General features: G+C 34.2%; 20 protein-coding genes and 3 tRNA genes. 22 read left to right on the top strand and 1 reads right to left on the bottom strand.

Annotation, left to right across the window (positions count from 1 at the left end):
• Positions 1-47: 47 nt before the first annotated feature.
• From HY04AAS1_RS03480 to HY04AAS1_RS03375, 22 genes are all read left to right on the top strand, one after another.
• On the top strand, positions 48-464 hold the full coding sequence (locus HY04AAS1_RS03480; protein ID WP_012513736.1) for a hypothetical protein: 417 nt from the start codon (positions 48-50) through the stop codon (positions 462-464).
• A gap of 14 nt (positions 465-478) precedes the next feature.
• A complete protein-coding gene (locus HY04AAS1_RS03475; RefSeq protein WP_012513735.1) occupies positions 479-1,735 on the top strand; it encodes a S41 family peptidase in 1,257 nt (418 codons plus the stop codon).
• Between the two features lie 3 nt (positions 1,736-1,738).
• Positions 1,739-2,770, top strand: coding sequence for a tRNA (adenosine(37)-N6)-threonylcarbamoyltransferase complex transferase subunit TsaD (gene tsaD, locus HY04AAS1_RS03470; RefSeq protein ID WP_012513734.1), 1,032 nt, complete (start codon positions 1,739-1,741; stop codon positions 2,768-2,770).
• Between the two features lie 373 nt (positions 2,771-3,143).
• A complete protein-coding gene (locus HY04AAS1_RS03465; protein ID WP_012513733.1) occupies positions 3,144-4,109 on the top strand; it encodes an integrase core domain-containing protein in 966 nt (321 codons plus the stop codon).
• Positions 4,110-4,392: 283 nt separating this feature from the next.
• Entirely contained in the window at positions 4,393-6,147 is a 1,755-nt protein-coding gene (locus HY04AAS1_RS03460) for a hypothetical protein (protein ID WP_012513732.1), read from the top strand.
• Positions 6,137-6,319: a hypothetical protein gene (locus HY04AAS1_RS03455; protein WP_012513731.1), complete on the top strand. Its 183-nt coding sequence runs from the start codon at positions 6,137-6,139 to the stop codon at positions 6,317-6,319. Before HY04AAS1_RS03460 ends, HY04AAS1_RS03455 begins: the two co-directional genes overlap by 11 nt.
• A gap of 104 nt (positions 6,320-6,423) precedes the next feature.
• Positions 6,424-9,402, top strand: coding sequence for a glycosyltransferase (locus HY04AAS1_RS03450; RefSeq protein ID WP_012513730.1), 2,979 nt, complete (start codon positions 6,424-6,426; stop codon positions 9,400-9,402).
• A gap of 27 nt (positions 9,403-9,429) precedes the next feature.
• Positions 9,430-9,512 (top strand) — tRNA-Leu (locus tag HY04AAS1_RS03445).
• 51 nt (positions 9,513-9,563) lie between these two features.
• Positions 9,564-11,261 carry a proline--tRNA ligase gene (locus HY04AAS1_RS03440; protein ID WP_012513729.1) on the top strand — a complete coding sequence of 566 codons (1,698 nt, stop codon included), beginning with the start codon at positions 9,564-9,566 and terminating at the stop codon, positions 11,259-11,261.
• Positions 11,251-12,447, top strand: a complete 1,197-nt coding sequence (gene hemA / locus HY04AAS1_RS03435; RefSeq protein WP_012513728.1) for a glutamyl-tRNA reductase — start codon at positions 11,251-11,253, stop codon at positions 12,445-12,447. The genes HY04AAS1_RS03440 and hemA overlap by 11 nt, the downstream gene beginning before the upstream one ends.
• Complete coding sequence (locus tag HY04AAS1_RS03430) at positions 12,428-12,730, top strand: Lrp/AsnC ligand binding domain-containing protein (RefSeq protein ID WP_041308015.1); 303 nt, start codon at positions 12,428-12,430, stop codon at positions 12,728-12,730. The genes hemA and HY04AAS1_RS03430 overlap by 20 nt, the downstream gene beginning before the upstream one ends.
• Before the next feature lie 6 nt (positions 12,731-12,736).
• Positions 12,737-13,195, top strand: a complete 459-nt coding sequence (locus HY04AAS1_RS03425) for a GNAT family N-acetyltransferase (RefSeq protein ID WP_012513726.1) — start codon at positions 12,737-12,739, stop codon at positions 13,193-13,195.
• A complete protein-coding gene (locus HY04AAS1_RS03420) occupies positions 13,192-13,995 on the top strand; it encodes a biotin/lipoate A/B protein ligase family protein (RefSeq protein WP_337954089.1) in 804 nt (267 codons plus the stop codon). Before HY04AAS1_RS03425 ends, HY04AAS1_RS03420 begins: the two co-directional genes overlap by 4 nt.
• 110 nt (positions 13,996-14,105) lie before the next feature.
• Positions 14,106-14,450, top strand: coding sequence for an iron-sulfur cluster assembly accessory protein (locus tag HY04AAS1_RS03415; protein WP_012513724.1), 345 nt, complete (start codon positions 14,106-14,108; stop codon positions 14,448-14,450).
• 43 nt (positions 14,451-14,493) lie between these two features.
• Positions 14,494-14,566, top strand: a tRNA-Gln gene (locus HY04AAS1_RS03410).
• Positions 14,567-14,585: 19 nt separating this feature from the next.
• Positions 14,586-14,658 (top strand) — tRNA-His (locus HY04AAS1_RS03405).
• A 12-nt stretch (positions 14,659-14,670) separates the two neighbouring features.
• Positions 14,671-15,987, top strand: coding sequence for a tRNA uridine-5-carboxymethylaminomethyl(34) synthesis GTPase MnmE (gene mnmE, locus HY04AAS1_RS03400; protein WP_012513723.1), 1,317 nt, complete (start codon positions 14,671-14,673; stop codon positions 15,985-15,987).
• Positions 15,988-16,069: 82 nt separating this feature from the next.
• Positions 16,070-17,389, top strand: coding sequence for a transcription termination factor Rho (gene rho, locus HY04AAS1_RS03395; protein ID WP_012513722.1), 1,320 nt, complete (start codon positions 16,070-16,072; stop codon positions 17,387-17,389).
• 10 nt (positions 17,390-17,399) lie between these two features.
• Positions 17,400-19,184: a translational GTPase TypA gene (gene typA, locus HY04AAS1_RS03390; protein WP_012513721.1), complete on the top strand. Its 1,785-nt coding sequence runs from the start codon at positions 17,400-17,402 to the stop codon at positions 19,182-19,184.
• Positions 19,181-20,074 carry a dephospho-CoA kinase gene (coaE, locus tag HY04AAS1_RS03385; protein WP_012513720.1) on the top strand — a complete coding sequence of 298 codons (894 nt, stop codon included), beginning with the start codon at positions 19,181-19,183 and terminating at the stop codon, positions 20,072-20,074. Before typA ends, coaE begins: the two co-directional genes overlap by 4 nt.
• Before the next feature lie 2 nt (positions 20,075-20,076).
• Complete coding sequence (locus HY04AAS1_RS03380; RefSeq protein WP_012513719.1) at positions 20,077-21,174, top strand: inositol-3-phosphate synthase; 1,098 nt, start codon at positions 20,077-20,079, stop codon at positions 21,172-21,174.
• Positions 21,175-22,242, top strand: a complete 1,068-nt coding sequence (locus tag HY04AAS1_RS03375; protein ID WP_012513718.1) for a glycosyltransferase N-terminal domain-containing protein — start codon at positions 21,175-21,177, stop codon at positions 22,240-22,242.
• Between the two features lies 1 nt (position 22,243).
• Here the strand turns inward: HY04AAS1_RS03375 and HY04AAS1_RS03370 are convergent, their stop codons facing one another.
• Complete coding sequence (locus tag HY04AAS1_RS03370; protein ID WP_012513717.1) at positions 22,244-23,569, bottom strand: glutamate-5-semialdehyde dehydrogenase; 1,326 nt, start codon at positions 23,567-23,569, stop codon at positions 22,244-22,246.
• Positions 23,570-23,578 lie beyond the last annotated feature (9 nt).

Raw genomic sequence — 23,578 nt, 5'->3', positions numbered from 1 at the left:
GCGATTTAATACAAAAATATATTGTTATGTGATATAATTAAAATAATATGTTGAAGGCTTTTAAAAGAAGTTCAATAATATTGTGGGTTTTTTTAGCTTTTGGCGTAAGTTATGGTATGGGTGAAACAACGCCGATGCAGAGCGTGCCCACTGGTATTACGTGTAAGGTTATAGATAATACTGGTAAGTCACATATTTTACAAAATTGCAACTGTGATGGCAGGACATATATAGACGTAAAAGATGGTTCTTTAAGCTATTTTGTAGACTTAAACACAGTAAGGTCTATAGATGTTGAAGCTTTCAGAGCAAACAACGTTGAGGTAGATTTAAAAACAAATGCAAATCCAAGCGGAAAGTTAGTTGAACTTTCTAAGGATATGACATGCTACGGGCTTGGTAGCCTTGGAAACGCAAAATTTTATATAAAAAACATAAAAAGTATTTATATTTTAAAACCATGACAGGAGAACGCTTGATGAAAAAGATTTCTTTGGCTTTAACTGTACCGATAGTTTTTGTTGGTGGATTTTTGGTGGGTGCAAAGGCAGAACAAAACAAAAAACATCAGTCTGATGCTGATTATATAAGGCTTTTTATGGATGTTTTTGAAATTACGAAGCAAAATTACGTGGTAAACCCAAGTACTAAGAAAATGATTTACGGCGCTTTAAACGGTATGCTTCAATCTCTTGATCCATTTTCTGACTTTTTTACCCCCTCTGAGTTTAAAGAATTTACCCAAGATACCGAAGGTCAGTTTGGCGGTATTGGCATAGAGATAGCAAGAAAAGATGGAAGACCTATAGTAATAGCTCCTATAGAAGGGACGCCTGCTTACAACGCTGGTATGAGAGCTGGAGATATTATCATAAAAATAAACGGCAAAGACACTTCTAATATGAGTTTATTCAAAGTAATAAAGCTTATAAAAGGAAAGCCCGGCACAACTGTAACGCTTACTATATTTAGGAAAGGTGTAGATCATCCTCTTACTTTCAAACTCACAAGAGAAATTATAAAGGTACCTGCCGTAAAAGCTGCAATGGTAGACAACCATATAGGATATATAAAACTTGTGCAATTCCAAGAAAACGCTTACAGTGAGCTTGCTAAAGCTGTCAAAAAACTTGAGGCAAAAGGTGCCAATGAGTTTATCTTTGACTTAAGAAACGATCCAGGTGGTCTTTTAACACAGGCTATAAAAGTAGGAAATGTATTTTTACCAAAAGGTAAGCTGGTGGTTTATACGAAAGGCAGAGTAGTAGGGGAGCATAAATACTACACCAAGCACAATCCACTTATACCAATGCAAGATAAGGTTGTGGTCCTTGTAAACGGCGGTACTGCAAGTGCTGCTGAGATAGTCACTGGAGCATTAAAAGATTACAAGAGAGCCACTATTATAGGCGAGAAGACTTTCGGTAAAGGTTCTGTTCAAAACCTCATACCTTTAGAAAATGGAGCAGGCCTAAAGCTAACGATAGCCTATTGGTATACGCCAGCTGGTATATGTATAAACAAAAAAGGCATTATGCCAGATATACTGATAAAATTTCCGGCCAAAGAACAAGAAGAACTTATAAAAACTATAGAGGATATGAGGCTAAAAGGCGATAAACAAAAGGTTATACTTCTTCCCAACAAAGACCCTCAGCTAAAAGCTGCCATAGACTATTTAGAAGGAAAACCCGTAAAGTCTGAAGAAGAGAAACCAAAGAAAAAAGCCTCATAATGGATGAAACACGACGAAGAAAAGCTATGGCTTGGTATTGAGACCTCTTGTGACGATACTGCTTTAGCTTTGTATAGTAGTAAAAGAGGTCTTATAGATAATCTCCTTAGCTCCCAAGTAAATGCTCACAAGATATACAACGGCATAGTCCCAGAGCTTTGCTCCAGAGAGCATACAAAAAATCTTTATATACTGTTTTATGAGCTTTTAGAAAAACATAAAATAAAACCCTCTGATATAGATTTTTTGGCAGTCACGATAGCCCCCGGGCTTATATTATCTCTTTTGGTTGGAGCTTCTTTTGCCAGTGGTTTATCTTATGCTTTGGATATACCTATAGTACCAGTCCATCATATAGAAGCTCACATATACTCGGTGTTTTTAGAATACAACGTAGAATATCCATTTTTGGCCCTTGTGGTGTCCGGAGGTCACACTGAGATTTACCTCGTAAAAGGCTTTGAACATTATGAGCTAATAGGGAAAACCCTTGACGATGCAGCCGGCGAGGCCTTTGATAAAGGAGCTGTGCTTCTTGGTCTTCAATACCCTGGCGGTCCTGCCATAGAAAAGTTTTTATCTTCATATGAAAATCCTGAAACGATAGACTTTCCAATACCTATAAAAGATGATAGGATAGCGTTTTCTTTTAGTGGTTTAAAAACGTTTTTAAGAGAAAACAAAGACAAATACCCCAAAGATGCCCTTGTTTTTTCCTACCAAGAGGCTATAGTAAATCACATTATAAGAACCTTGCAAAAAGCTATAAAAAAAACCGCCGTCAACCGTCTTGTGGTGGTGGGTGGTGTAGCTGCCAACAAACGCCTAAGAGAAAAGCTAAACGCCCTTGATATAGAGTGTTATATCCCCTCCATAAAATACTGCACAGACAACGCAGCTATGGTAAGCTTGGTAGGCAACATGAGATTTTTAAAAGGAAAATATTATAAAAAATCGGATTTACATAAATTAAATCCAGATCCCTCTTTGAGATTGGAGGATTTTGTAAGGAGTATTTTGTATAAGTTCAGATAGACTATGAACACACACCTGTATAAGTTCAGATAGACTGTGAACACTTACCTTGTTAAAATATTCCTTAAAATTTTACAAGGAGGTAAGTGTGTATGTTTAGAAACTTTAAGGAGAGAATGGAAAGAATTTCAGAAAGGAGGTGGGTACCATGAAGGGAAGGATAGGTACCCAAACCACATTATTCACCCTATATTCAAAAAGTTTAATAGGAAAGCTTCGATATGTCAATAGTGCTTTAGCATGTTTCAGATAAGCATGTTCTTAGAATACACTTATCACACGACAAGTATGCCACGCAATAGTAAGAAATGCCCCTGGCACACTATCAAGAACCACATTCTACAAATGGCTCAAAAGATATCAAAAGGATGGATTGAAAGGACTCTTAGACAGACCTAAAACTCCTTTGAGAAAAAGAACTCCAACTGTGAGAAAGAAATATGAACTTGATATAATACGTATAAGAAACAACAATCCCACTTGGAGCAAAGAGAAAATAGCAATAGAGCGCTATCAGCGCATTTCAGAGTTAAAGAACAGGCAAAGGCTCCCTAAAGCTCCGAGAAATGCTTTTAGCACACTATATCTAGAAAAAGAAAAGGGTATAAAAGTATCACCATCAACGATTTACAGAGTACTAAAAGGCTTTGGGTTAATAGAAAGAACAAGGAGTATAAAACAACAAAGAAAAAAGAAATACAACGTCAATAAGAAGAGGATAAAGACAGGCCTTAAAGCCAGAGCTCCTGGTGAGGTGATCCAGATAGATCTCAAACATCTAATGCTAAGAGGTATAACTTATTACCAGTATACAGCTATAGACAAACACAGTAGGCTTGTCTTTGCAAAGGTATACAAGAATAAAACATCAAGGAACACAAAGCTTTTTATCCAAGAGGCTATGAAATACTTTGGATTTAGCATATCTAAAGTTCAAACAGAGAGCGATAGTATCGCATTTTACTTCGTGGGTTTACGAAAGAACAGGCATATACGATGTAAAAAATGCTATGCACACTACAATGGGAGTGAATTTATGGGAGAGTTTGACAAGTACTTGAAAGAAATAGGGATAGAGCATTACTACAGTTATCCAAGAACCCCTAAGACCAATGGTAATGTTGAACGGGTAATAAGAACAATAGAAGAAGAATTATGGTTTATAGAAGGTATAGATTACACAATAGATCATCTTAATAGCCTCTTGGAGAAGTACATAGAAAAATATAACTTTGTAAGACCTCATTGTTCGTTAGGTTATAGAACACCTGCTGAAGTAGCTTACAAGTATGCCACAGTTAATGGCAATGGTATAAAGAATTCCGAGGCAGTCCTATGATGATGTGTTATAATTTTTTTGTGGGTATGTGTTCACGATGTAGTGAACTTGTACAATAATAAAAAACGAAAGTTGATATAATTTTCATACTGGGGTTTGCTTAAAAGACACTTATCACCACAAGTATACCACGCCCCACAAGTATGCTACAGTTTATAAGTCCGTCACAATTTATATATGTTCACAATCTAACAAATTTATACACAAACTTTATGATATAATTTTTTTTCATGATTGTTTATAAAAGGTATGCTATGCTTTTAAACAACAGGAGGGTTTATTGATGAAGAAATTAAAAATGAACAATAATACTTTCATGATTATAGCTATATTCCTTTTGATATTTACAACTATTCCTTCATTGGTAGTACCACTCGCACCAGCTGGTGATTTACTGGATACATCGTGGATGTGGGTTGTGGAGTATGCTCTTGTGCATCATTTGCAATGGGGCAAACAAATAATATGGCCCGAAGGTCCGCTCGGTTTTTTGAGAATTCCTTTTTTTTATAGTGATCATCTATTGTGGTTTATAGCATCTATATCACAAATACTTGCTAAGTTTAGTTTCTCATTGTTGTTGATCTACTTCTTATACTTTTATATTATTAAAAACAAAAAGGACAATATCAACAATAGAATATTTTTTTATTATGTATTGATAGTTGCAATTGTAGCTATAATAACAATTTCTATTACAACTGCTTTTTATATTATGGGTGCTTTTATAATTATAAACACTTTTGATTACGATTTCACAAATAATAAAATAATTACAATAAGATATATTTTATCAGGTATACTATGGGCTTTGAGTTCTTTGATTAAGTTTAACGTTATCCCACTTGCAGTAATGTTTCTCTTGTTGTATCCGTTTTTAATAGGATATAGCTTTAAAAGCAAAAAATTATTTGTTAAAAGCTTTATAGGTTTAATTTCTTTTGTTGTAGCTTTTCTGCTTATCCTTAAACTTACTGGACAAGATCTAATAAATATACCATCTATGCTTGTAGGAGTGTATGAAATTATAAAAGGATACGCTCAAGCAATGTACTTGAACGGTAACCATGTTCAAACATTTGTAGCGATAATTACAATCTTATATTTTCTATATTTAATTTTAATCTCTTACAAGAAAAAACAAAAAGTCCTATTCTCCCAGCTTATTTTACTTTTTTTAATATTGTTTCTTTCTTTTAAAGAAGGGTTCATTAGACATGATCCTGGTTTAATAGGTGGCCATGCTTTATATTTTTTCACAGTTTCTTTGACTGTGATAGCTTTTACTATATTGATTTACTCAAAACTAGAATTTTCAAGCAATTTTCTCAATCTGATTTTTATTTTAATATTCTGTTTCAATATTATTGGTGGTGCAATCAATATTTTGCCGCCTTATAATTTTATACAGTTCTTAGAACTTATTTCTTCCAAACATGCAAGAACGCAATATCAGCAATTTACCGATAATGCAATACGTAGTCAGTCTCAGCTTCCACCATCAATTGTTCAAGCTGTGGCTAATAATCCAGTTACGATTATTGCATGGAACCTTATGATGGCACAGGGTTATCACTTTAAATTCATTCCCGAGGTCATTCCACAGACATATTCTGCATATACCCCATATCTTGATGAGCAGAACGCTAAACAGATTTTAAATAACAATAATTTACAAAATATAATTTATTCATTTCAGGACATAGATGGTAGATATCCACTATTCTCTGAACCATATACTTTTGATGCAATTTTATCATGCTATAAACTAAAAATCCCAGGGAACCCGTATAGTCTGTTTACAAGAAAAAACTCGTGCAATAATTTAAATTTGTTTCCGATATCAACTATAAGAGCTGAGTTTAATCAATGGGTTAAAGTACCTCAAAACGCTGAGTTTATGGATATTGAATTTAAAAATACTCTTTTATCACATATTATAGATACTCTATACAAACCCCTTTGCCATATATATATATATTCAAGCTTCGAACAATGCGGTAGCTGGACCTCTTCGCGTAGTCCCTATGGTTTATAGAGATCATTTGTTTATAAAATATCTTATTACAAATCAAAATGATTTAAATAATCTAATGAACGGAGAAACAAATAATTTACTAAAAATAAAAGCTTTAAAGATTGTAGTAAAAGGCATAAACTTAGAATATGATAAACATTATCATGTAAAATTTTATGTCTCTTCTGATTGAAAATTGCATGCTTTTATAATTTTACTTACTAACACAGATATATTCTTCACGATGTAGTGAACTTATACAATTTGACTATCAATCTTGGTTTATAATATATCTTCATGAAAGCTATAAAACTACATTCAAGAACAAACATAGATTATAAAGAAGAGTTTATCGAAATACCAGATTATCCGGTATTGGTGCCTGATTTTCTTGCAAAGGTTTTATTTGAGATTGTAGAAGAAAAAGAGCTTTTGTCTATAAGAAAAAGCTATCTTAAGCATCTTAATCTGTCTTACTTGGATAAAAAGCCCAAAAAGGTTTTGGTGCTTGCTGATTTGGATGCTTTTAGCAGTGTATGTTTAATGCCAATACTAAAAGCTATAGAAAAAGAATCTCAGGTGGATGTTTATCCGTTTTCAAACAAAGATATATATGTGGGTTTTGGTATAAATACTTTAAAAGATATACCTTCTTTAGATGATATACTCTCTTACGATGTTTTTTATGTGCTTTTTGAAGAAGACTTGACCTCTTATGAGTTTGATACTTCAAATAGGATATCTTATTTTGAACGGTTTTTTGATGTGGAGGCTATCACTTTAGAGCCATTTTTAGAGCATAAACCAAGTGTTTTTAGCACTTTTATAAACTCTCAAGGTTTTTACAAAGCCAATATAAAAAATACTTCGAATATAGAAAAATCTATCACCATACCTCAAAATATATTTACCAAATCCAGTTTAAATAAAATCTTTGATGCTCTTAAAAGCTCAAAAGTTATCATTACCACGCATCCAGCAGTGGCTTATATATGCCATGTAAACAAAACCCCTTGTGTTTTTATGGTGGGTGGGTTTGATAAAAAAGTTTTTGGTGAAATCTCTTATGTGAAGTGTATGGAGATACCCTTTGTAGGGGCTTTGTGTTCAAGTCCTTGCATGAGGATATCAGAAGGGGTTTGTGTTGAAGCAAAAGTTAGAGGTTCTAATCTAAACCCTTGCATGGATATAGAATCTATACCAGATCAAATTATACAAGATGCCATAGAAAAATCAAACAAAGAACTTGTAAAAGAAGACACTTGTAAATACTGCCTTGAAAAAGCACCTATGTACCTTTTGGATGTATTAAATGCTGATGAATATAGAGAGTGTAGTGCTTGTAAAAGCATCATCTTTTCTAAAAAAGAACCTTTTTTTGTAGAAAAAGGTTTATCGGATTGGGGTATATTGGGGTTTTTTAGCTTTTACAAAGATCCTATTGCTCTTAGTATGCTTGATAAAATGCACAATATTGATATTGCTTATATACTAAAAGCCTCAAAACTAAAGGGGAGTGTCCTTGTTTACAGGGCTTTTAACGGAGAGATATCCCATCTTTTAAACTATCTTGGTTATGAGACTGTAAATGTTGAAGAAGATGAAGAACTGAAGAAAATAGGTTTTGTGCTCTTTGGAACAAAATATTACGATGGGGCTATAGAAGATGTACTTAGTGATATAGATATTGTGCTTATACCAGATATAAGAACTATCGATACAGGATTGCTAAAAATCTTCAAAGACAAACACATACTAATAGGAGCTCCAAACAAAGAAAGCATCCTAAATACGCTTGGAAGATACAAATCATCTTTTAAATCTTCTCTTACACCAAAAGCTTTTATAAACTTGTTCAAACACCTTGGAAAGGATTTGTTTTTATATAGTTCCAATGAGCTTTCTCAAAATAGCGAGTACTTTGGGGAGTTTTTCTCAAATATACTTACTTTATCAACCGGCATAAGCTTATCTCTTTTTGAGCATGAGAATTTTTATAAGCTAAAAGCCAAATACGGTACATACATATATGGAAGCTCTTTTCCCATACACCAAAACTCCCAAAGGTCAATAGACTACTCAAAGTGGAATATGTATGAAAAATCTGTGTTTAAGTTTCATATGACAAATAGGCTTTCAGAAAATGAGCCTTACATAGAGATCTACGCCAAAGGTCCAAAAGGCAAGGTGCTTATCACAGATCACTGGGAGCTTATATCAAACTATCCGGAGCTTTTTGCATCAAAAGGCTATACGGTGGGGGTTTTAAGAAAAGATATACCTCTAAACCTTGATAGGCTTAAAAATGAAGTAAAGGCTTTTAATCCAGATTTTATGTTTTTTGGATTTTACGGCGATCTATTTTTCATGAGAAATGAAACCTCTTGGGATTATAGGACAAGAGATTTTTGGTTTAAAAACTTTGATGTTCCGATAATAGCTTTAAAAGTGGATCATCCTTTTTTGGGACGTGCTCATCTAACAAGAGAAGGGCTTGAGATACTAAGAAAATACAAGCATAAGTTTGCCATAATCCATCACGATAAATTTTTAACAGAGTGCTTTAGAACCCTTGGTATAAAAGCCTATTGGTGGAACTCAAACGGCTTTATTATGAGCAATCTAAACTTATCCACCCAGGATGATGATATACCAAAAGAAGAAAAAATATTTGATGTTATTTTCCCCGGAAGTCTTCATAAACCAAACGAAGATTTTTACAAAAAATACGCTTCTTATATAGAGTGTTATAAAAAGGATGTATCTGATATAAGAAAATGTCTTGATATACCTTGTATAGAAGACGGATTTTTTAACCAAGAATTTTTTGATATATCAACGAGTGTTATGTCTTATGTAAGGGCTTATGCTACAAACGCATTGAAAGATTATTACAAGGATAGATTTTTCACAACAGATATTGTAAAAATACCCTATTCAAGGCTAAAATATCTAATATCTTCTTCAAAGATCACATTTTATATACACTCCCAAGGTTTTAGTGCTGTACATGATATGATATACGAACCACCAATATATCATAGCTTGCCTATTGTGGATTACAAAGAAGAAGCGATGATACTATTCAAAGAGCATTACAAAGAAATCACTTATACAAATATCGAAGATGCCATTAAAAAGATAGATTATTATCTTTCCCATGAAGAAGAAAGAGAATCTTTGATAAAAGAACTAAGAAATATAGTATTAAACTACTACAGACAAGATTTTAGAATAGATATGATAGAGTATGTTTTAACTCAGTTAAAAGTTTAAATGTTGTGATATAATATAATTAGTCGCGGGGATGTGGCGAAATGGCAGACGCAGCGGACTTAAAATCCGCAGGGAGCAATCCCGTGAGGGTTCAAGTCCCTCCATCCCCATATAAATATAAAATATCTTCTTGATATAGCTTTTAATATATAATAAATAGAATGAGATGGAGTAGATATTTTTTATACACCACAAAAGAAGAACCCTCTGAAACAGAGGCAGCTTCTCATAGATTTCTTACAAAAGCAGGTTTTATAAAGCAAGTGGCTTCTGGTATATACGAGCTTACACCCATAGCCTTTAGAGTGCTTAAGAAAATAGAAAATATAGTAAGAGATGAGATGGATAAAGCTGGGGCTCAGGAGCTACTACTTACTATATTAAATCCAGCGGAGCTTTGGAAAGAAACCGGAAGATGGGATTATTACGGCAACGAACTTTTTAAGCTAAAAGATAGATCCGATAGAGATTACTGTCTTGGTCCTACCCATGAAGAGGAGATTACAGATTTGGTAAGAAAAACCGTAAGATCTTACAAACAACTTCCTTTAAACCTATATCAGATACATACAAAGTTTAGAGATGAGAAAAGACCTCGTTATGGGCTTATAAGAGGAAGAGAATTTATTATGAAAGATGCATATTCTTTTGATACAGACGAAGAAAGTGCCAAGAACTCTTACGATATCATGGTAAAAGCATACAAAAACATCTTTAAAAGACTAAATTTAAATATATTGATGGTAAAAGCTGATGTTGGTCAAATAGGTGGAAAAAGCTCTCATGAGTTTGTGGCTATTACAAAATATGGCGAAGCGCTGATAGCTTATTGTGAAAACTGTGGCTATGCGGCCAACACCGAGATAGTGGAATTAAAAAAACCAAACGTAGAAAAAGAACCACCGTTAGTTTTAGAAGAGGTATATACTCCAAACATTAAAACCATCGAAGAACTCTCTTCATTTTTAAATGTAGCTAAAAGCAAAATTATAAAATCTGTGCTTTATATAAAAGAAGATAAACCTATTATGGTGCTTATAAGAGGGGATAAGAAGATAGATGAGAAAAAACTTGAAAGACTTTTTGGTACAGATGAGTTTAGATTAGCAGAAGATGATGAGGTTTTGAGGCTTTTAAATACCGAAAAAGGTTTTATAGGTCCTTTTGTGGAAGGTAAAGATATAGAGATAATAGTGGATAACTCTTTATACAACGCTTCAAATATGGTAGTGGCCTTCAACAAGCCTCATTATCATTATAAAAATGCAAATATTGATTTTGAAAACTTTGTAGATGTAGCCCAAGTAGAAGAAAATGACCCTTGCCCAGAATGTGGCAGTCCTTTGAAGGTGGCTCAAGGATTGGAGCTTGGACATACATTTTTACTTGGTACCAGATACTCTTTGCCTATGAAGGCGTTTTTTACAGATAAAGACGGTGTAGAAAAACCTGTTGTAATGGGATGTTATGGTATAGGTATATCAAGGCTTATAGCAGCTTTGGTAGAACAGTATCACGATGAAAAGGGTATAAAGTGGCCGTTGCCTGTGGCTCCATTTCAAGTGCTTATTAGTTGTGTAAATACTTCAGACGATATTCAATATAGCACATCAGAGCATCTTTATAAAAGCCTAACACAAGAGGGTATAGAAGTGCTTTTTGACGATAGGGATGTATCACCTGGAGTTAAGTTTAACGATGCAGATTTAATAGGTATACCTTATAGGATAGTAGTGGGTAAAAAGGCAAAAGATGGTCTTGTGGAAGTGGTAGATAGGCATACTTTAAAAGCCGTTGATGTTCCAATAGATAAGGTATTAGATTACATAAAGGATATTTTGAATGTAAATGGCAGGTGATATATATGCTGTAGGACTTAACTATAAAACAGCTGCCGTAGAACTTAGGGAAAAATTAAGTTGCGACACTTCAGAGCTAGATTCTATTTTACACATATTAAAGGCTTCTACCAACGTTAAAGAGTTTATGCTTTTGTCTACTTGCAATAGACTTGAGCTATATGCTTATGCTTCCAACGAAAAATTTGTTTTAGATGCTTTTAGAAGATACGCCGAAATAAAAAACCAGTCTGTTGATAACTCTCATCTTTTCTTAAAAGCTGGAAAAGAGGCTGTAGCTCATATATTTAAAGTTGCCTCTGGTCTTGATTCTATGGTTATAGGAGAGCCTCAAATAGTAGCGCAGTTCAAAGAGGCGTTTTTTAAGGCAAAAGCTTCAGGAACCACTGGCAAAGTTATGAATAGGCTATGCCAAAACGCTCTACATGCTTCTAAAAGGGTAAGATACGAAACCGGTATAAGCAAAAGTGCGGTATCTGTTAGTTATGCTGCGGTAGAGCTGGCAAAACGTATTTTTGGTGAGCTTAAAAACCACAAGGTACTTTTGATAGGTGCTGGAGAGATGGGGGAGCTTGCAGCTATATACCTTCAACGCTCTGGAGCTAGCATATATATATCAAATAGGACTTATGAAAGGGCGGTAAGTTTGGCAGAGAAGATCAAGGCTAATGTAATAAGATTTGATGAGATAGAACAGTTTTTATACGAGTTTGATGTAGTTTTAGTTTCTACCGGTGCCCAAGGATATGTTATTACAAAAGACGTTGTATCAAAGGCTATGAAAAAAAGGTACTATAAGCCTATATTTTTAATAGATATATCTGTGCCAAGAAATATAGAACCATCTTGTGCTGATTTGGATAGCGTTTTTTTATACAATGTAGATGATTTAAAAGAAGTAGTAGAAAACAACTTATCAAATAGGATTCAAGAGGCTAAAAAAGGTGAATTTATAATATTGGACGAAGCTGATAAATTTTATAAATGGCTTGAAAATCTTGAGTTAGAGCCTATAATTATAAATATGTTAGATTATACTAAAAATGGCTCAAAAGATTGTAAAAAAATAGTGTATAGAGCAATAAAACTAATTAGGGAAAACAAAGAGTATACACCTTTAGTTTTTGAGCTTTTAGGTATAAAATTTAAGGCAAAGGAGATAGATTATGGATTTGTTGAACGATAAGGCGTTTCCAGTATCCATCACAGAATTGATGGAGTTAGAGTCGGAAAGCTCTATAAAAGCCTATATTATGATAAAAGCGGAGCCAAAAGAGATACCTTCTATTATGATAGCACTTTCTACTTTTGACGGCATAAGAACGGCAGACGTGGTAACAGGCCCTTACGACATAATCGTATTTGCAGAGCTTAAAAATCAGGATGAGCTTGGAAGACTTGTGATTACAAAGATTCATACGTTAGAGGGAGTGAAAGAAGCCATTACCTGTGTAGTGGTTAGAATATAACATTGAATGGAAATACATTCTTTTGATGTAAAAGACATAGACGAAGTAGCAAAACTATATCTTAAAAGTTACAAAAATTTAGAAGAATATTCATATACTCACGAAGAGGACGTAAAAGTCTATATAAACTGGCTTTTAAGAAGAGACGTAGCTGGGCTTTTCGTAGTAAAAGACGGTGATAAAATTGTGGGTTTTATGGCTATAGATGGTAATTGGTATAGTAAAAAATACAACAAGGTGGTGGGAGCAATACACGAAATATTTGTAGACTCAGATTATTTTAATAAAGGTGTAGGATCAATGTTGATGGAAAAGGCTATAGAGTATTTTAAGCAAAGAAATCTAGACCTTATAGAGCTTTGGGTAGGAGATAAAAACGAAAAAGCTATGAAGTTCTACGAAAAATTTGGTTTTAGAAAAGACGGCCAATACAACTTTTGGGTAAGGATGGTAAAAGATATTTGATAGTATTTGTAGTACCATATTTAAAAGCTACTACGTCCGTGGCTTTGTTTCATGCATTAGCAAAAAAACAAATAGAATGTATTGTTATAACAGAACCATCTGATACTTGTGTTAGTCTTGGATATTTTGACAACGCGAATCGTTTTTTAGATTTTAATTGCTGCAAAACCCACAACATACCAATCATAAGAAGATATACCGGTGGGGGAACTGTGCTTCTTCATCCAGGCCAAGTTTTTTATCAATTTATTTTTTCTAAAAGCAACAAAACAATCCCTTTTAAAATGGAGGATGTTTACAAGTATTTTTCAAATATCATAATAGAAGTTTATAAGTCTTTGGGTATAAACGCTTTTTATAGAGCTATAGCAGATATAGTTGTAAACGATAAAAAAATATCTGGTCAAGGGGCTGGGGATATTGAAAATATGCTTGTGTTTGTAGGAAACATACTTATGGATTTTGATTTTGATACGATGGCAAATATAATATCCTATGTAAAAGATAAACATCGTTTTAAAACAATTTTAAAAGAGCATATTACCACGATTAAAGATGAAAATATAAATATTGCTAAAGAAGATGTTGTAAATGTTTTTATAGATGTTTTGAGATCCAAGTTTTCAAATTTAGAAATACTTTCTTTGCCTCAAGATATCTTGGATTTTGCGAAAAGCTTAGAAATAGAGCTTACATCTTACGATGTTATAACAGAAGATACCGGTAAAGAACATAAGGTATTTAAAATAAAAGAAAATTATTTTATAGACCCAAACACTCTTGAAAGAGTTATATTATGATATGTAATCATATCAGTAATTTAATATTTATTTTTTAATATGAAGATTTTATATAGAAAAAATTAAATTTATAAGTATATTAGAATAAACACCTTGAAGGAGGTAATGGTATGAAAACTATGGTAGAATTTACATTGACAGATAGAGCTATAAAGGCCATTAAGAAACTGGCCGCTAAAAAACAGCTTACAAACCCGGTTTTTAGAGTAAGCCTTATAGAAGAAGGATGCGCAGGGTATAAATATTATACCGAATTTGATAACGCTGTAAAAGACAGCGATATAGTAATAGATTACGGCGATTTTAAGCTTGCTATAGACAAATACTCTTACGATTATCTAAAGGGCACGGAACTAGACTATATAGAAAATCTTATGAAAACCAACAATTTTATATTCAACAACCCAAACATAAAGCAGTCCTGTAAATGTGGTTCTTCTTTTAATTTTAGATAATCCTTGATTTTCCAAATAAATTTTGCTATAATAAATATTCTCATGGGGTGTAGCTCAACTGGCAGAGCATCGGATTTTGGATCCGAGGGTTCCTGGTTCGAATCCAGGCACCCCAGTTTTTGAAACTCTCTTTAGGAGGATGTAGCTCAACTGGCAGAGCGAGGGATTGTGGATCCCTATGTCGCGGGTTCGACCCCCGTCATCCTCCCTTTAGGTTTTTATGAATAATACTATTGTAGCTCCGGCAACTCCTGTTTTAAAATCGGCTATTTCTATATTGAGGTTATCTGGCTTCAACTGCATAGATATAGCTAATAGATTTTTGCACATTGAAAATCCAAAGCCAAGGTATGCCTATCGTACATCTTTTTATGTAAACAATAAAGAACTTGACGATGTTATAGCTATATACTACAAGGCTCCTCGTTCTTATACCGGAGAGGATATGCTTGAAATCTTCTTTCACGGAAATCCTATTATTATAGAAAAAGCTATAGAAACGCTTGTAGATTACGGGTGCTCCTTTGCTTCACCTGGAGAGTTTACAAAAAGAGCATTTTTAAATGGCAAAATGACCTTGGATGAAGCTTCAAGTGTTGAGCTTTTAATAAGTGCCAATACTGAAAAGGCTTTAGAAAATGCTTTAAACATGTTAAAAGGTAAATTCTCTTCTTTTATTGAAGGACTAAGAAAAGAGTTTATAAGGATCATTGCTAACATAGAAGCAGATATAGAGTTTGGTTATGAGGATATACAACCCCTTGATGTAAATGAGATAAAAAAAGAAATCAATGATCTAATTTGTAGGTTGGAAGAGTTTCATAAAAAGCTAAAAGAACAATCTTATTTATACGATGGTATAAAAGTAGCTATAGTAGGTAAACCAAACGTTGGTAAGTCTTCATTGTTTAATACGCTTTTACAAAAAAGAAGGGCTATAGTGTCTGATATACCTGGGACTACGAGAGATTATATAGAGGATAGGCTTGAAATAAATGGTTTCCCTGTCAAACTTGTTGATACAGCTGGTATTAGGAAAACTGACAATCCAATAGAAAGAGAAGGTATAAACATAGCGATTGAACATATGAAAGAAGCTCATGTTGTGCTGTTTGTGGTGGATGGTTCTAAAGATCTTGAAGAAGAAGATTACTTTATTTATGATATTGTTAAAAACCTAAATACTCTGGTTGCTTTAAATAAAAGTGATTTGGGGATAAATAGCAAAACTCTTGATTTTTTCAAAAATAATGCTATAATTATTTCTATAAGAAACCAAGAAAATGTTGAATACTTGAAAAATAAAGTTTTACATATGTTGGATTTAGCCGATGATGGTATTTATGTTTCAAAAAGGAATAAGTTTTTGGTAGCTAAAGCTTTAGAGTCATTGAAAGAAGCTGTTTTGCAAAATAAAACAGAAGTTATGATGCTTTATATAAGGGAGGCTCTAGATTATCTTGAGGAAATTCTTGGACTTATTAAAGATGAAGACGTTTTGGATGAGATATTTTCTACATTTTGTATTGGAAAATGATATTTCAATAGGCCATAAGCGGGAGCTGGATGGCCATAAACCCGCTATAAAAATACCAGCGTTTAATTAGGTGGGATTGATTATGGAACAAGACATTACAACCAAAGAAACTAACAAAGAGCTATCGCTAGAGGAACTTAAAAAAATGACAATATCCGAGTTACAAAAACTCGGTAAAGAGTTTGATTTGAAAAGGATCACCGGTATAAGAAAAGAAGAGCTCATAGAGAATATTCTTGAAGCTTACGGTAAAACAAAGGGTTTAAGGTTTGTAAGAGGAGTACTAGAAGTTTTGCAAGATGGATATGGATTTTTAAGAAGCTCAAACAATAACTACATGCCAAACCCAGATGATATATATGTATCTCCGTCTCAGATAAAAAAACTATATTTAAGGACTGGTGATACTATAATAGGCTTTTCAAGACCACCAAAAGACAATGAAAAATATTACGCTCTTATAAAGATAGAGTCTGTAAACGGATTGCCTATAGGTTCTTTGGAGCTAAGAAGTAGATCGTCTTTTGATAAGTTGGTGCCGTACCATCCTACGGAGCGCCTTAATATAGAATACAATCCATCAGACTATGCCACAAGGGTGCTTAGTTTGGTTAGTCCTATAGGTAAAGGTCAAAGAGGGCTTATTGTAGCACCGCCAAAAGCTGGTAAAACCGTTATTCTTCAACGTTTGTCAAAGGCTATTCTTACCAACCACCCAGAAGTATACTTAATTATTTTACTGATAGATGAAAGACCGGAAGAAGTTACTGAGATGAGGCGTATAGTGATGTCAAATGCAGACAATGCCGATCATGAACCAGAGGTTATAGCCTCTACCTTTGACGAGCCACCAGAAAGACATATGCAGGTGGCTGAGCTTGTTATAGAAAAAGCCAAAAGACTTGTGGAGCTTGGAAACGACGTGGTAATACTTCTTGATTCTATGACAAGGTTTGCAAGAGCTTCCAATGCCGTAACACCACCAACAGGCAGGGTGCTTTCAGGTGGTATAGAAGCTACAGCTTTACAAAGACCCAAGAAATTCTTTGGAGCCGCTAGAAATATAGAAGATGGTGGAAGTCTAACCATCATAGCTACAGCGCTAATAGAAACTGGTTCTCGTATGGATGATGTTATATATGAAGAGTTTAAAGGTACAGGTAATATGGAAGTGCACCTTGATAGAAGGCTGACAGAGAAACGTATATTCCCAGCTATAAATATAAGCAAATCCGGCACAAGAAAAGAAGAGCTACTTTTATCGGATTGGGAGTTGCAGCGTATCTGGGTTCTTAGAAAATTCTTCTCTTCTATGGATGACGTAGAAGCGATGGAGTTTTTACTTGATAAGCTCAAAAAGTTTAAAACGAATCAAGAATTTTTAAAAGCGATGAACGCTTGAAGGATGATAGATGAAGATTAGAGAAGATATTAGGAATGTAGCAATTATTGCTCACGTAGACCATGGTAAAACCACATTGGTGGATGCACTTCTAAAACAAAGTGGCACTTTTAGACAAAATGAGGAGGTGCAAGAGCGTATTTTAGATAGCAATGCGCTTGAGAGAGAAAGAGGTATTACGATTTTAGCAAAAAACACCTCTGTGAACTATAAAGATATAAAGATAAATATAGTGGACACTCCTGGGCACGCCGATTTTGGTGGTGAAGTAGAGCGCATCCTAAATATGGTAGATGGTGTTATATTGCTTGTGGATGCTGCAGAAGGACCTCTTCCTCAAACTAGGTTTGTGTTGAGAAAAGCTCTTGAAGCAAAGCTAACACCGATAGTGGTAATAAATAAAATAGACAGGCAGGATGCAAGACCGCAAGAGGTTTTAAACGAAATATACGATCTTTTCATAGACCTTGATGCTACGGAAGATCAGCTTGATTTTCCAGTTTTATACGCCATAGCCAAAAAAGGTATAGCTAAACTTTCTTTAGAAGAAGAATCATCTTCTTTAGAGCCTTTGTTTGAAGCCATTATAAATACTATTCCAGCTCCAAAATACGATGAAAATCAAGTTTTACAGCTTTTAGTGGCATCTTTAGATTACGATAATTTCTTAGGAAGATTGGCCATAGGGCGTATACAAAACGGTTCACTAAGACAAAATCAACAAGTATCCATAGTCTCACCAGAAGAAGGTGTTGTTAGGAGCGGTTTTGTAAAAGCCATATATACGATAGAAGGTCTGAAGAGAATGGAAACAAAAGAGGTCTTTGCTGGTGATATAGTGGCTGTAGCTGGTTTTGATGATATCAACATAGGTCAAACTATTTCAGATGTGGAAAATCCTGTACCCTTACCTTCTATAAAAGTTGAAGAACCCACTATATTCATGACATTTTCTGTAAACGATTCTCCTTTTGCGGGAAGATCTGGAAAATACGTTACATCAAGGCATCTAAGAGATAGACTTTACAAAGAAACTTTGATGAATGTGGCTATAAAGGTAAAAGATACAGATTCTACAGATTCTTTTTTGGTTATAGGAAGAGGTGAGCTTCAAATGGCTATTTTAGTAGAAACTATGAGAAGGGAAGGTTATGAATTCCAAGTGTCAAAACCAGATGTTGTAACGTTAGAAGAAAACGGTAAAACGTTAGAACCTATAGAAAGGGTTATTTTAGACATACCAGAAGAACATATAGGAATAGTATCTCAAAAGCTTGGTTCTAGAAAAGGGCGTATGGTGAATATGGTAAACCACGGTTTTGGTAGAGTGAGGTTAGAATTTATAGTGCCTTCTAGAGGTTTAATAGGATATAGATCTGAGTTTAAAACTGATACAAGAGGGGAAGGTCTTATAAATACGGTTTTAGAAGGCTATGAACCTTGGCAGGGTGATATTAAAAGCCGTATAAACGGGGCAATAGTAGCAGATAGAAAAGGTGTGGCTACTCCTTATGCTTTGCTTGGACTTGAAGATAGAGGGATATTTTTTATAGAGCCAGGCACAGAAGTTTACGAAGGTATGGTTATAGGAGAGCACAACAAAGATAACGATCTTTATGTAAATATAACCAAAGAAAAAAAACTAACCAACAACAGAGCTGCTGCTGCAGAAGAGTATGTAAGACTCACCCCTCCTAAAAAAATGAACTTTGAGCAAGCGATGGAGTGGATTACTCAAGATGAGCTTATAGAAGTTACACCAGATGCAATAAGGATAAGAAAGAAGAAAAAGTGATAAAAATAGCTATTACTGGAAATTTTGGTGTGGGCAAATCTTTTATATCGTCTTTATTTAAAAGCTTAGGGGTTTGTGTTTACGATGCGGATGCCATAATCCATGAACTTTACAAAAACGATGAAAAGTTAAAGCACGATGTTGTAAAGCTTTTGGGAGAAGGCATATTAAAGGATGGAAATATAGACAGAAAAAAAGTTGCAGATATTGTTTTTGATGATAAACAAAAGTTGTTGTCTTTAGAAAAGATAGTGCATAAAGCCCTTTATGAATATTTAGATAATTTAATAAAAAATTTAGATTGTGATATGTTTGCATTAGAGGCTTCTCTTGTTGTAGAAAATGGTACTTACAAAGATTACGATATTGTGATAGTGGTTTATGCTGACAAGGAAATCTCAAAAAAAAGGCTTATCGAAAAAGGTTATACGGAAGAACAGATAGAAAAAAGATTATCAAGGCAAATGCCAATAGAAGAAAAAATAAAATATGCAGATTTTGTTATCGACAATTCAGATAGTAAAGAGTTTACTATGAAACAGATAAAAGATATATACAACAAAATTAGGTATGCTAAAATATTAGGTATGAAAAAATGGAAAGAGCACTTAGATAAGCTTAAGAGGCTAGAGGAGTTTTTGAGTAGCAGCTTTGACCAGGTAGAAACGATAGTGGAACTTTGTATGCCTGGGAATGATTGCTGTCCCGACTGTGAAAGACCCTTGGTTTTGGTAAAATTTTGCTTAGAAGATAATAAATGTCACGAGAGAAGAATAGAGCTTTTTGATTATTATTTTGATCTTCCAGACCAAGAGTTGTTTGATCAAATCACTCATTACGTGGAAGATTTCATGATGGAAATAGAACAATCAGAATACGGCGGTGGTTGACCATGATAAAGCTTGCTGTAGTTGGAGTGGGAAATTGTGCTAGTGCTCTTATACAAGGCATATTTTACTACAAGAAAAATAATTTAAAAGACGTAAGCGGGCTTATGTACGATGATATTGGGGGATACAAGCCTTACGATATACAGGTTGTAGCTGCTTGGGATATAGACAAAAGGAAAGTTGGCAAGGATGTTTCGGAAGCCATTTACGAAAAACCAAATTGCACTGCAATTTTTGAGCCAAATGTGCCAAATCTAGGCTGTAAAGTTAGAATGGGCAAAGTCTTAGATGGTTTAGCAGAACACATGTCAAATTATCCGGAAGATCTTACTTTTATAAAAGCCGATGAAAAAGAAGACGATATGGATACAATAGTAAGTGTGTTAAAAGAAACCAAAGCAGATGTGTTAATAAACTATGTGCCTGTTGGTTCAGAACAAGCTGCTAGATTTTATGCTGAATGTGCTCTTAAAGCTGGTGTTGCTTTTATAAATGCTATGCCTACCTTTATAGTTTCTGATAACGAATGGGCCAAGCGTTTTAGAGATGCAGGTATACCGGCAGTAGGGGATGATATAAAATCTCAACTTGGAGCTACTATATTCCATAGAACAATAGTTCAACTTTTTAAAGATAGGGGTGTAAAGATAGATAAAACATATCAATTAAACGTCGGTGGTAATACAGACTTTTTAAATATGTTAGAAAGGAAAAGGCTTGATACCAAAAAAGAATCTAAAACAAAAGCTGTTAGCTCTATTATAGATTACGATTTAGGATATGGCAACATACATATAGGACCTTCTGATTGGGTACCTTGGTTAAAAGATAGGAAAGTTGCTTATATAAGAATGGAGGGTAGGCTTTTTGGGGATGTGCCCATGCATGTAGAAGCAAGGCTTGATGTAGAAGACTCACCAAATAGTGCTGGCTCTGCCGTAGACGCTATAAGATGCGCAAAACTTGCAAGAGATAGAGGTATAGCCGGTCCACTTCATTCTATTAGTGCTTATACTATGAAGCACCCACCTATACAATACCCAGACTATAAAGCTAAAGAACTTGTTAACAAATTTATAGCTGGAGAAATAGATAGCTAATTGACATTAGAGCTTTCGAAAAGGCTTTTAATAGAAGATGTAAACTTACCCAGGAATGCCGTTTGGTTTCATACCGCAAGCGTTGGTGAGTTCAACAGCGTTAAGTTTATAATAGAGCATATTAGCTCTAAATTTCCTGTATTTATAACATACTTTTCTCCAAGAGCTAAACGCTTCTTTTTAAATTTGAATTATCCTACGCTACCATTGCCTTTGGATTTGCCGATAATATGGAATAAATTTATAGCCAACGCAAAACCTTGCTGTCTTATCACTGTGGAAAAAGAGTTTTGGCCGTTTCTAATAAAATCAGATATACCAAAAATGCTTTTAAATGCAAGGGCTCCTAAAAATATGCTTGAAAGGTTTTTGATAAGATTTTTTGACAAAATTTTGCCAAAAGATGAAAATAGTTTTGAGCTTTTAAATACTATAAACAAAAATATACTTTTATGTGGTAATCTAAAACTCTGTATCGATGTAAAGTGTGAGCATATAAAAAAAGATAGCATAGTAATAGGAAGTACCCACGAAAAAGAAGAAGAGATTTTACTAGATGCCGTAAAGTGGATAATAAAATCTACAGATTACAACGTTATCTTGGCTCCAAGGCATGTAGATAGAGCTTCTGAAGTGTTAAAGTTTTTAAAACAAAATAGTATAGATGCCTATCTTAAAACTCAAAAAAAACACTCAAGGGTAGTGGTTTTGGATACGCTTGGTGAGTTGAAAGAATATTATAAAAGAGCCATCGTTAGTATAGTGGGCGGATCTTTTGTAAAAGGTTATGGTGGGCATAATATAGTGGAGCCAATTGGTTTTTGTTCTTATTCTCTTTACGGAGAGTATATAGATAAAATAAAAGATGTAGCTGCCATCTTAGGAAAAATGGATATTGGCTTTAGGGTGGATAAGAAAAATGTATTGGATGTTATAAAACTATGTTTGCAAAACCCGTTGAGCATAGACAAGCTAACAAAATTTATATATTATACAAATTCTATCAAAGCTTGCTATTTGAAAAACGTAGAAGCTTTTGTTTTACAACATCAAAATCCTAAAAACTAAATTAATCTATTTGAAGCTTTTCCTTTAGTTCCTTTGGTATGCCTACATTTTCTCTTAGTTGCCCGTTTCCAAAGATTATAAATTTTTCTATGGTAAGCTCTCTTAAAGCCATCGGTCCTCTTGCATGGATTTTGTCTGTAGAAATACCCATCTCAGCCCCTAAGCCAAACTCGTTGCCATCTGTAAACCTTGTAGAAGCGTTTACGTAAACTGCTGCCGAATCCACTTCTTGCAAAAACCTCATAGCTTTTGTATGGTTCTCGGTGATAATGGCATCAGAATGCTTAGAACCATATTTTTCTATAAACTGCATTGCCTCTTCCAAAGAATTTACCGTTTTAACAGCCAATATGAGATCTAAAAATTCTTCGTAGTAATCTTTTTCAGTTGCTTTTTTTATTTTGCTTTTAAAAGAATCAAAATCCTTATTTTGCAATATTTCATAGCTATCTTCATCGCATCTTAGTTCAACATCGCTTTCTAAAAGCACCATAGCCATTTTTGGCCAAAAATCTTGTAAGAGATCTTTATGTATAACAAGGTTTTCTATGGCGTTGCAAACTGATGGCCTTTGTACCTTTGCATTGTATACGATATTGTAAGCTTTTTTAAGATCTGCTTCGTTGTCTACATATATACTGCAAACACCTTTGTAATGTTTTATAACAGATATTTTGGCAGTTTCTGATACAGCCTTTATAAGACTTTCCCCTCCTCTTGGTATAGCTACGTCTACTAAACCCTCTAGCTGTAAAAGCTCTGTAACTATCTCTCTTTCCCTTTTATCTACAAAGCAAACGGCATCTTCTAAACCCTCTACATGCTCTCTTATAGCTTGTCTAAACAGATCTGAAAGTATTTTGTTTGTGTGAATAGCTTCTTTACCACCTCTTAGGATAACGGCATTGGAAGATTTAAAGCACAAACTAGCTGCTTCTATGGTAACGTTTGGCCTTGATTCGTATATTATAAAAATAACTCCAAGGGGAACTCTCATTCTACCTATTTTAAGGCCGTTATCTACCGTCCACATAGAGGTTATTTCGCCCACTGGATCTTTTAGCTTTGCCACATCCTCCAATATCTTTATCATACCGTTTATTTGTTTTTCTCCCACTTTAAGCCTATCTATCATTGCCTTTGAAAGATTTATGGACTTTGCAAACTCTATGTCTTTTTCGTTTTCTTTTTGGATTAGCTCTTTGTTTTCTTTTAAAAGCTGAGATACTCTTATAAGAATAGAATTTTTCACAGCCGGGTTTAAACTTGAAAGTTTGGGTAATACAGCTTTTGCTTTTGTTGCTATTTCTAAAGCGTACTCTTTCATAAAAAATAT

The sequence above is a fragment of the Hydrogenobaculum sp. Y04AAS1 genome (genome assembly GCF_000020785.1).
Lineage (GTDB): Bacteria > Aquificota > Aquificia > Aquificales > Aquificaceae > Hydrogenobaculum.
The sequence above is the reverse complement of the archived record's forward strand: the minus strand, read 5'-3'. Positions and strand labels throughout refer to the sequence as shown.

What these genes read in the sequence shown, in the direction of transcription:
- HY04AAS1_RS03480 (WP_012513736.1), top strand. Translation starts at nt 48, where the DNA reads ATGTTGAAGGCTTTTAAAAGAAGTTCAATAATATTGTGGGTTTTTTTA.
- HY04AAS1_RS03475 (WP_012513735.1), top strand. Translation starts at nt 479, where the DNA reads ATGAAAAAGATTTCTTTGGCTTTAACTGTACCGATAGTTTTTGTTGGT.
- tsaD (WP_012513734.1), top strand. Translation starts at nt 1,739, where the DNA reads ATGAAACACGACGAAGAAAAGCTATGGCTTGGTATTGAGACCTCTTGT.
- HY04AAS1_RS03460 (WP_012513732.1), top strand. Translation starts at nt 4,393, where the DNA reads ATGAAGAAATTAAAAATGAACAATAATACTTTCATGATTATAGCTATA.
- HY04AAS1_RS03455 (WP_012513731.1), top strand. Translation starts at nt 6,137, where the DNA reads ATGGTTTATAGAGATCATTTGTTTATAAAATATCTTATTACAAATCAA.
- HY04AAS1_RS03450 (WP_012513730.1), top strand. Translation starts at nt 6,424, where the DNA reads ATGAAAGCTATAAAACTACATTCAAGAACAAACATAGATTATAAAGAA.
- HY04AAS1_RS03440 (WP_012513729.1), top strand. Translation starts at nt 9,564, where the DNA reads ATGAGATGGAGTAGATATTTTTTATACACCACAAAAGAAGAACCCTCT.
- hemA (WP_012513728.1), top strand. Translation starts at nt 11,251, where the DNA reads ATGGCAGGTGATATATATGCTGTAGGACTTAACTATAAAACAGCTGCC.
- HY04AAS1_RS03430 (WP_041308015.1), top strand. Translation starts at nt 12,428, where the DNA reads ATGGATTTGTTGAACGATAAGGCGTTTCCAGTATCCATCACAGAATTG.
- HY04AAS1_RS03425 (WP_012513726.1), top strand. Translation starts at nt 12,737, where the DNA reads ATGGAAATACATTCTTTTGATGTAAAAGACATAGACGAAGTAGCAAAA.
- HY04AAS1_RS03415 (WP_012513724.1), top strand. Translation starts at nt 14,106, where the DNA reads ATGAAAACTATGGTAGAATTTACATTGACAGATAGAGCTATAAAGGCC.
- mnmE (WP_012513723.1), top strand. Translation starts at nt 14,671, where the DNA reads ATGAATAATACTATTGTAGCTCCGGCAACTCCTGTTTTAAAATCGGCT.
- rho (WP_012513722.1), top strand. Translation starts at nt 16,070, where the DNA reads ATGGAACAAGACATTACAACCAAAGAAACTAACAAAGAGCTATCGCTA.
- typA (WP_012513721.1), top strand. Translation starts at nt 17,400, where the DNA reads ATGAAGATTAGAGAAGATATTAGGAATGTAGCAATTATTGCTCACGTA.
- HY04AAS1_RS03380 (WP_012513719.1), top strand. Translation starts at nt 20,077, where the DNA reads ATGATAAAGCTTGCTGTAGTTGGAGTGGGAAATTGTGCTAGTGCTCTT.
- HY04AAS1_RS03370 (WP_012513717.1), bottom strand. Translation starts at nt 23,569, where the DNA reads ATGAAAGAGTACGCTTTAGAAATAGCAACAAAAGCAAAAGCTGTATTA.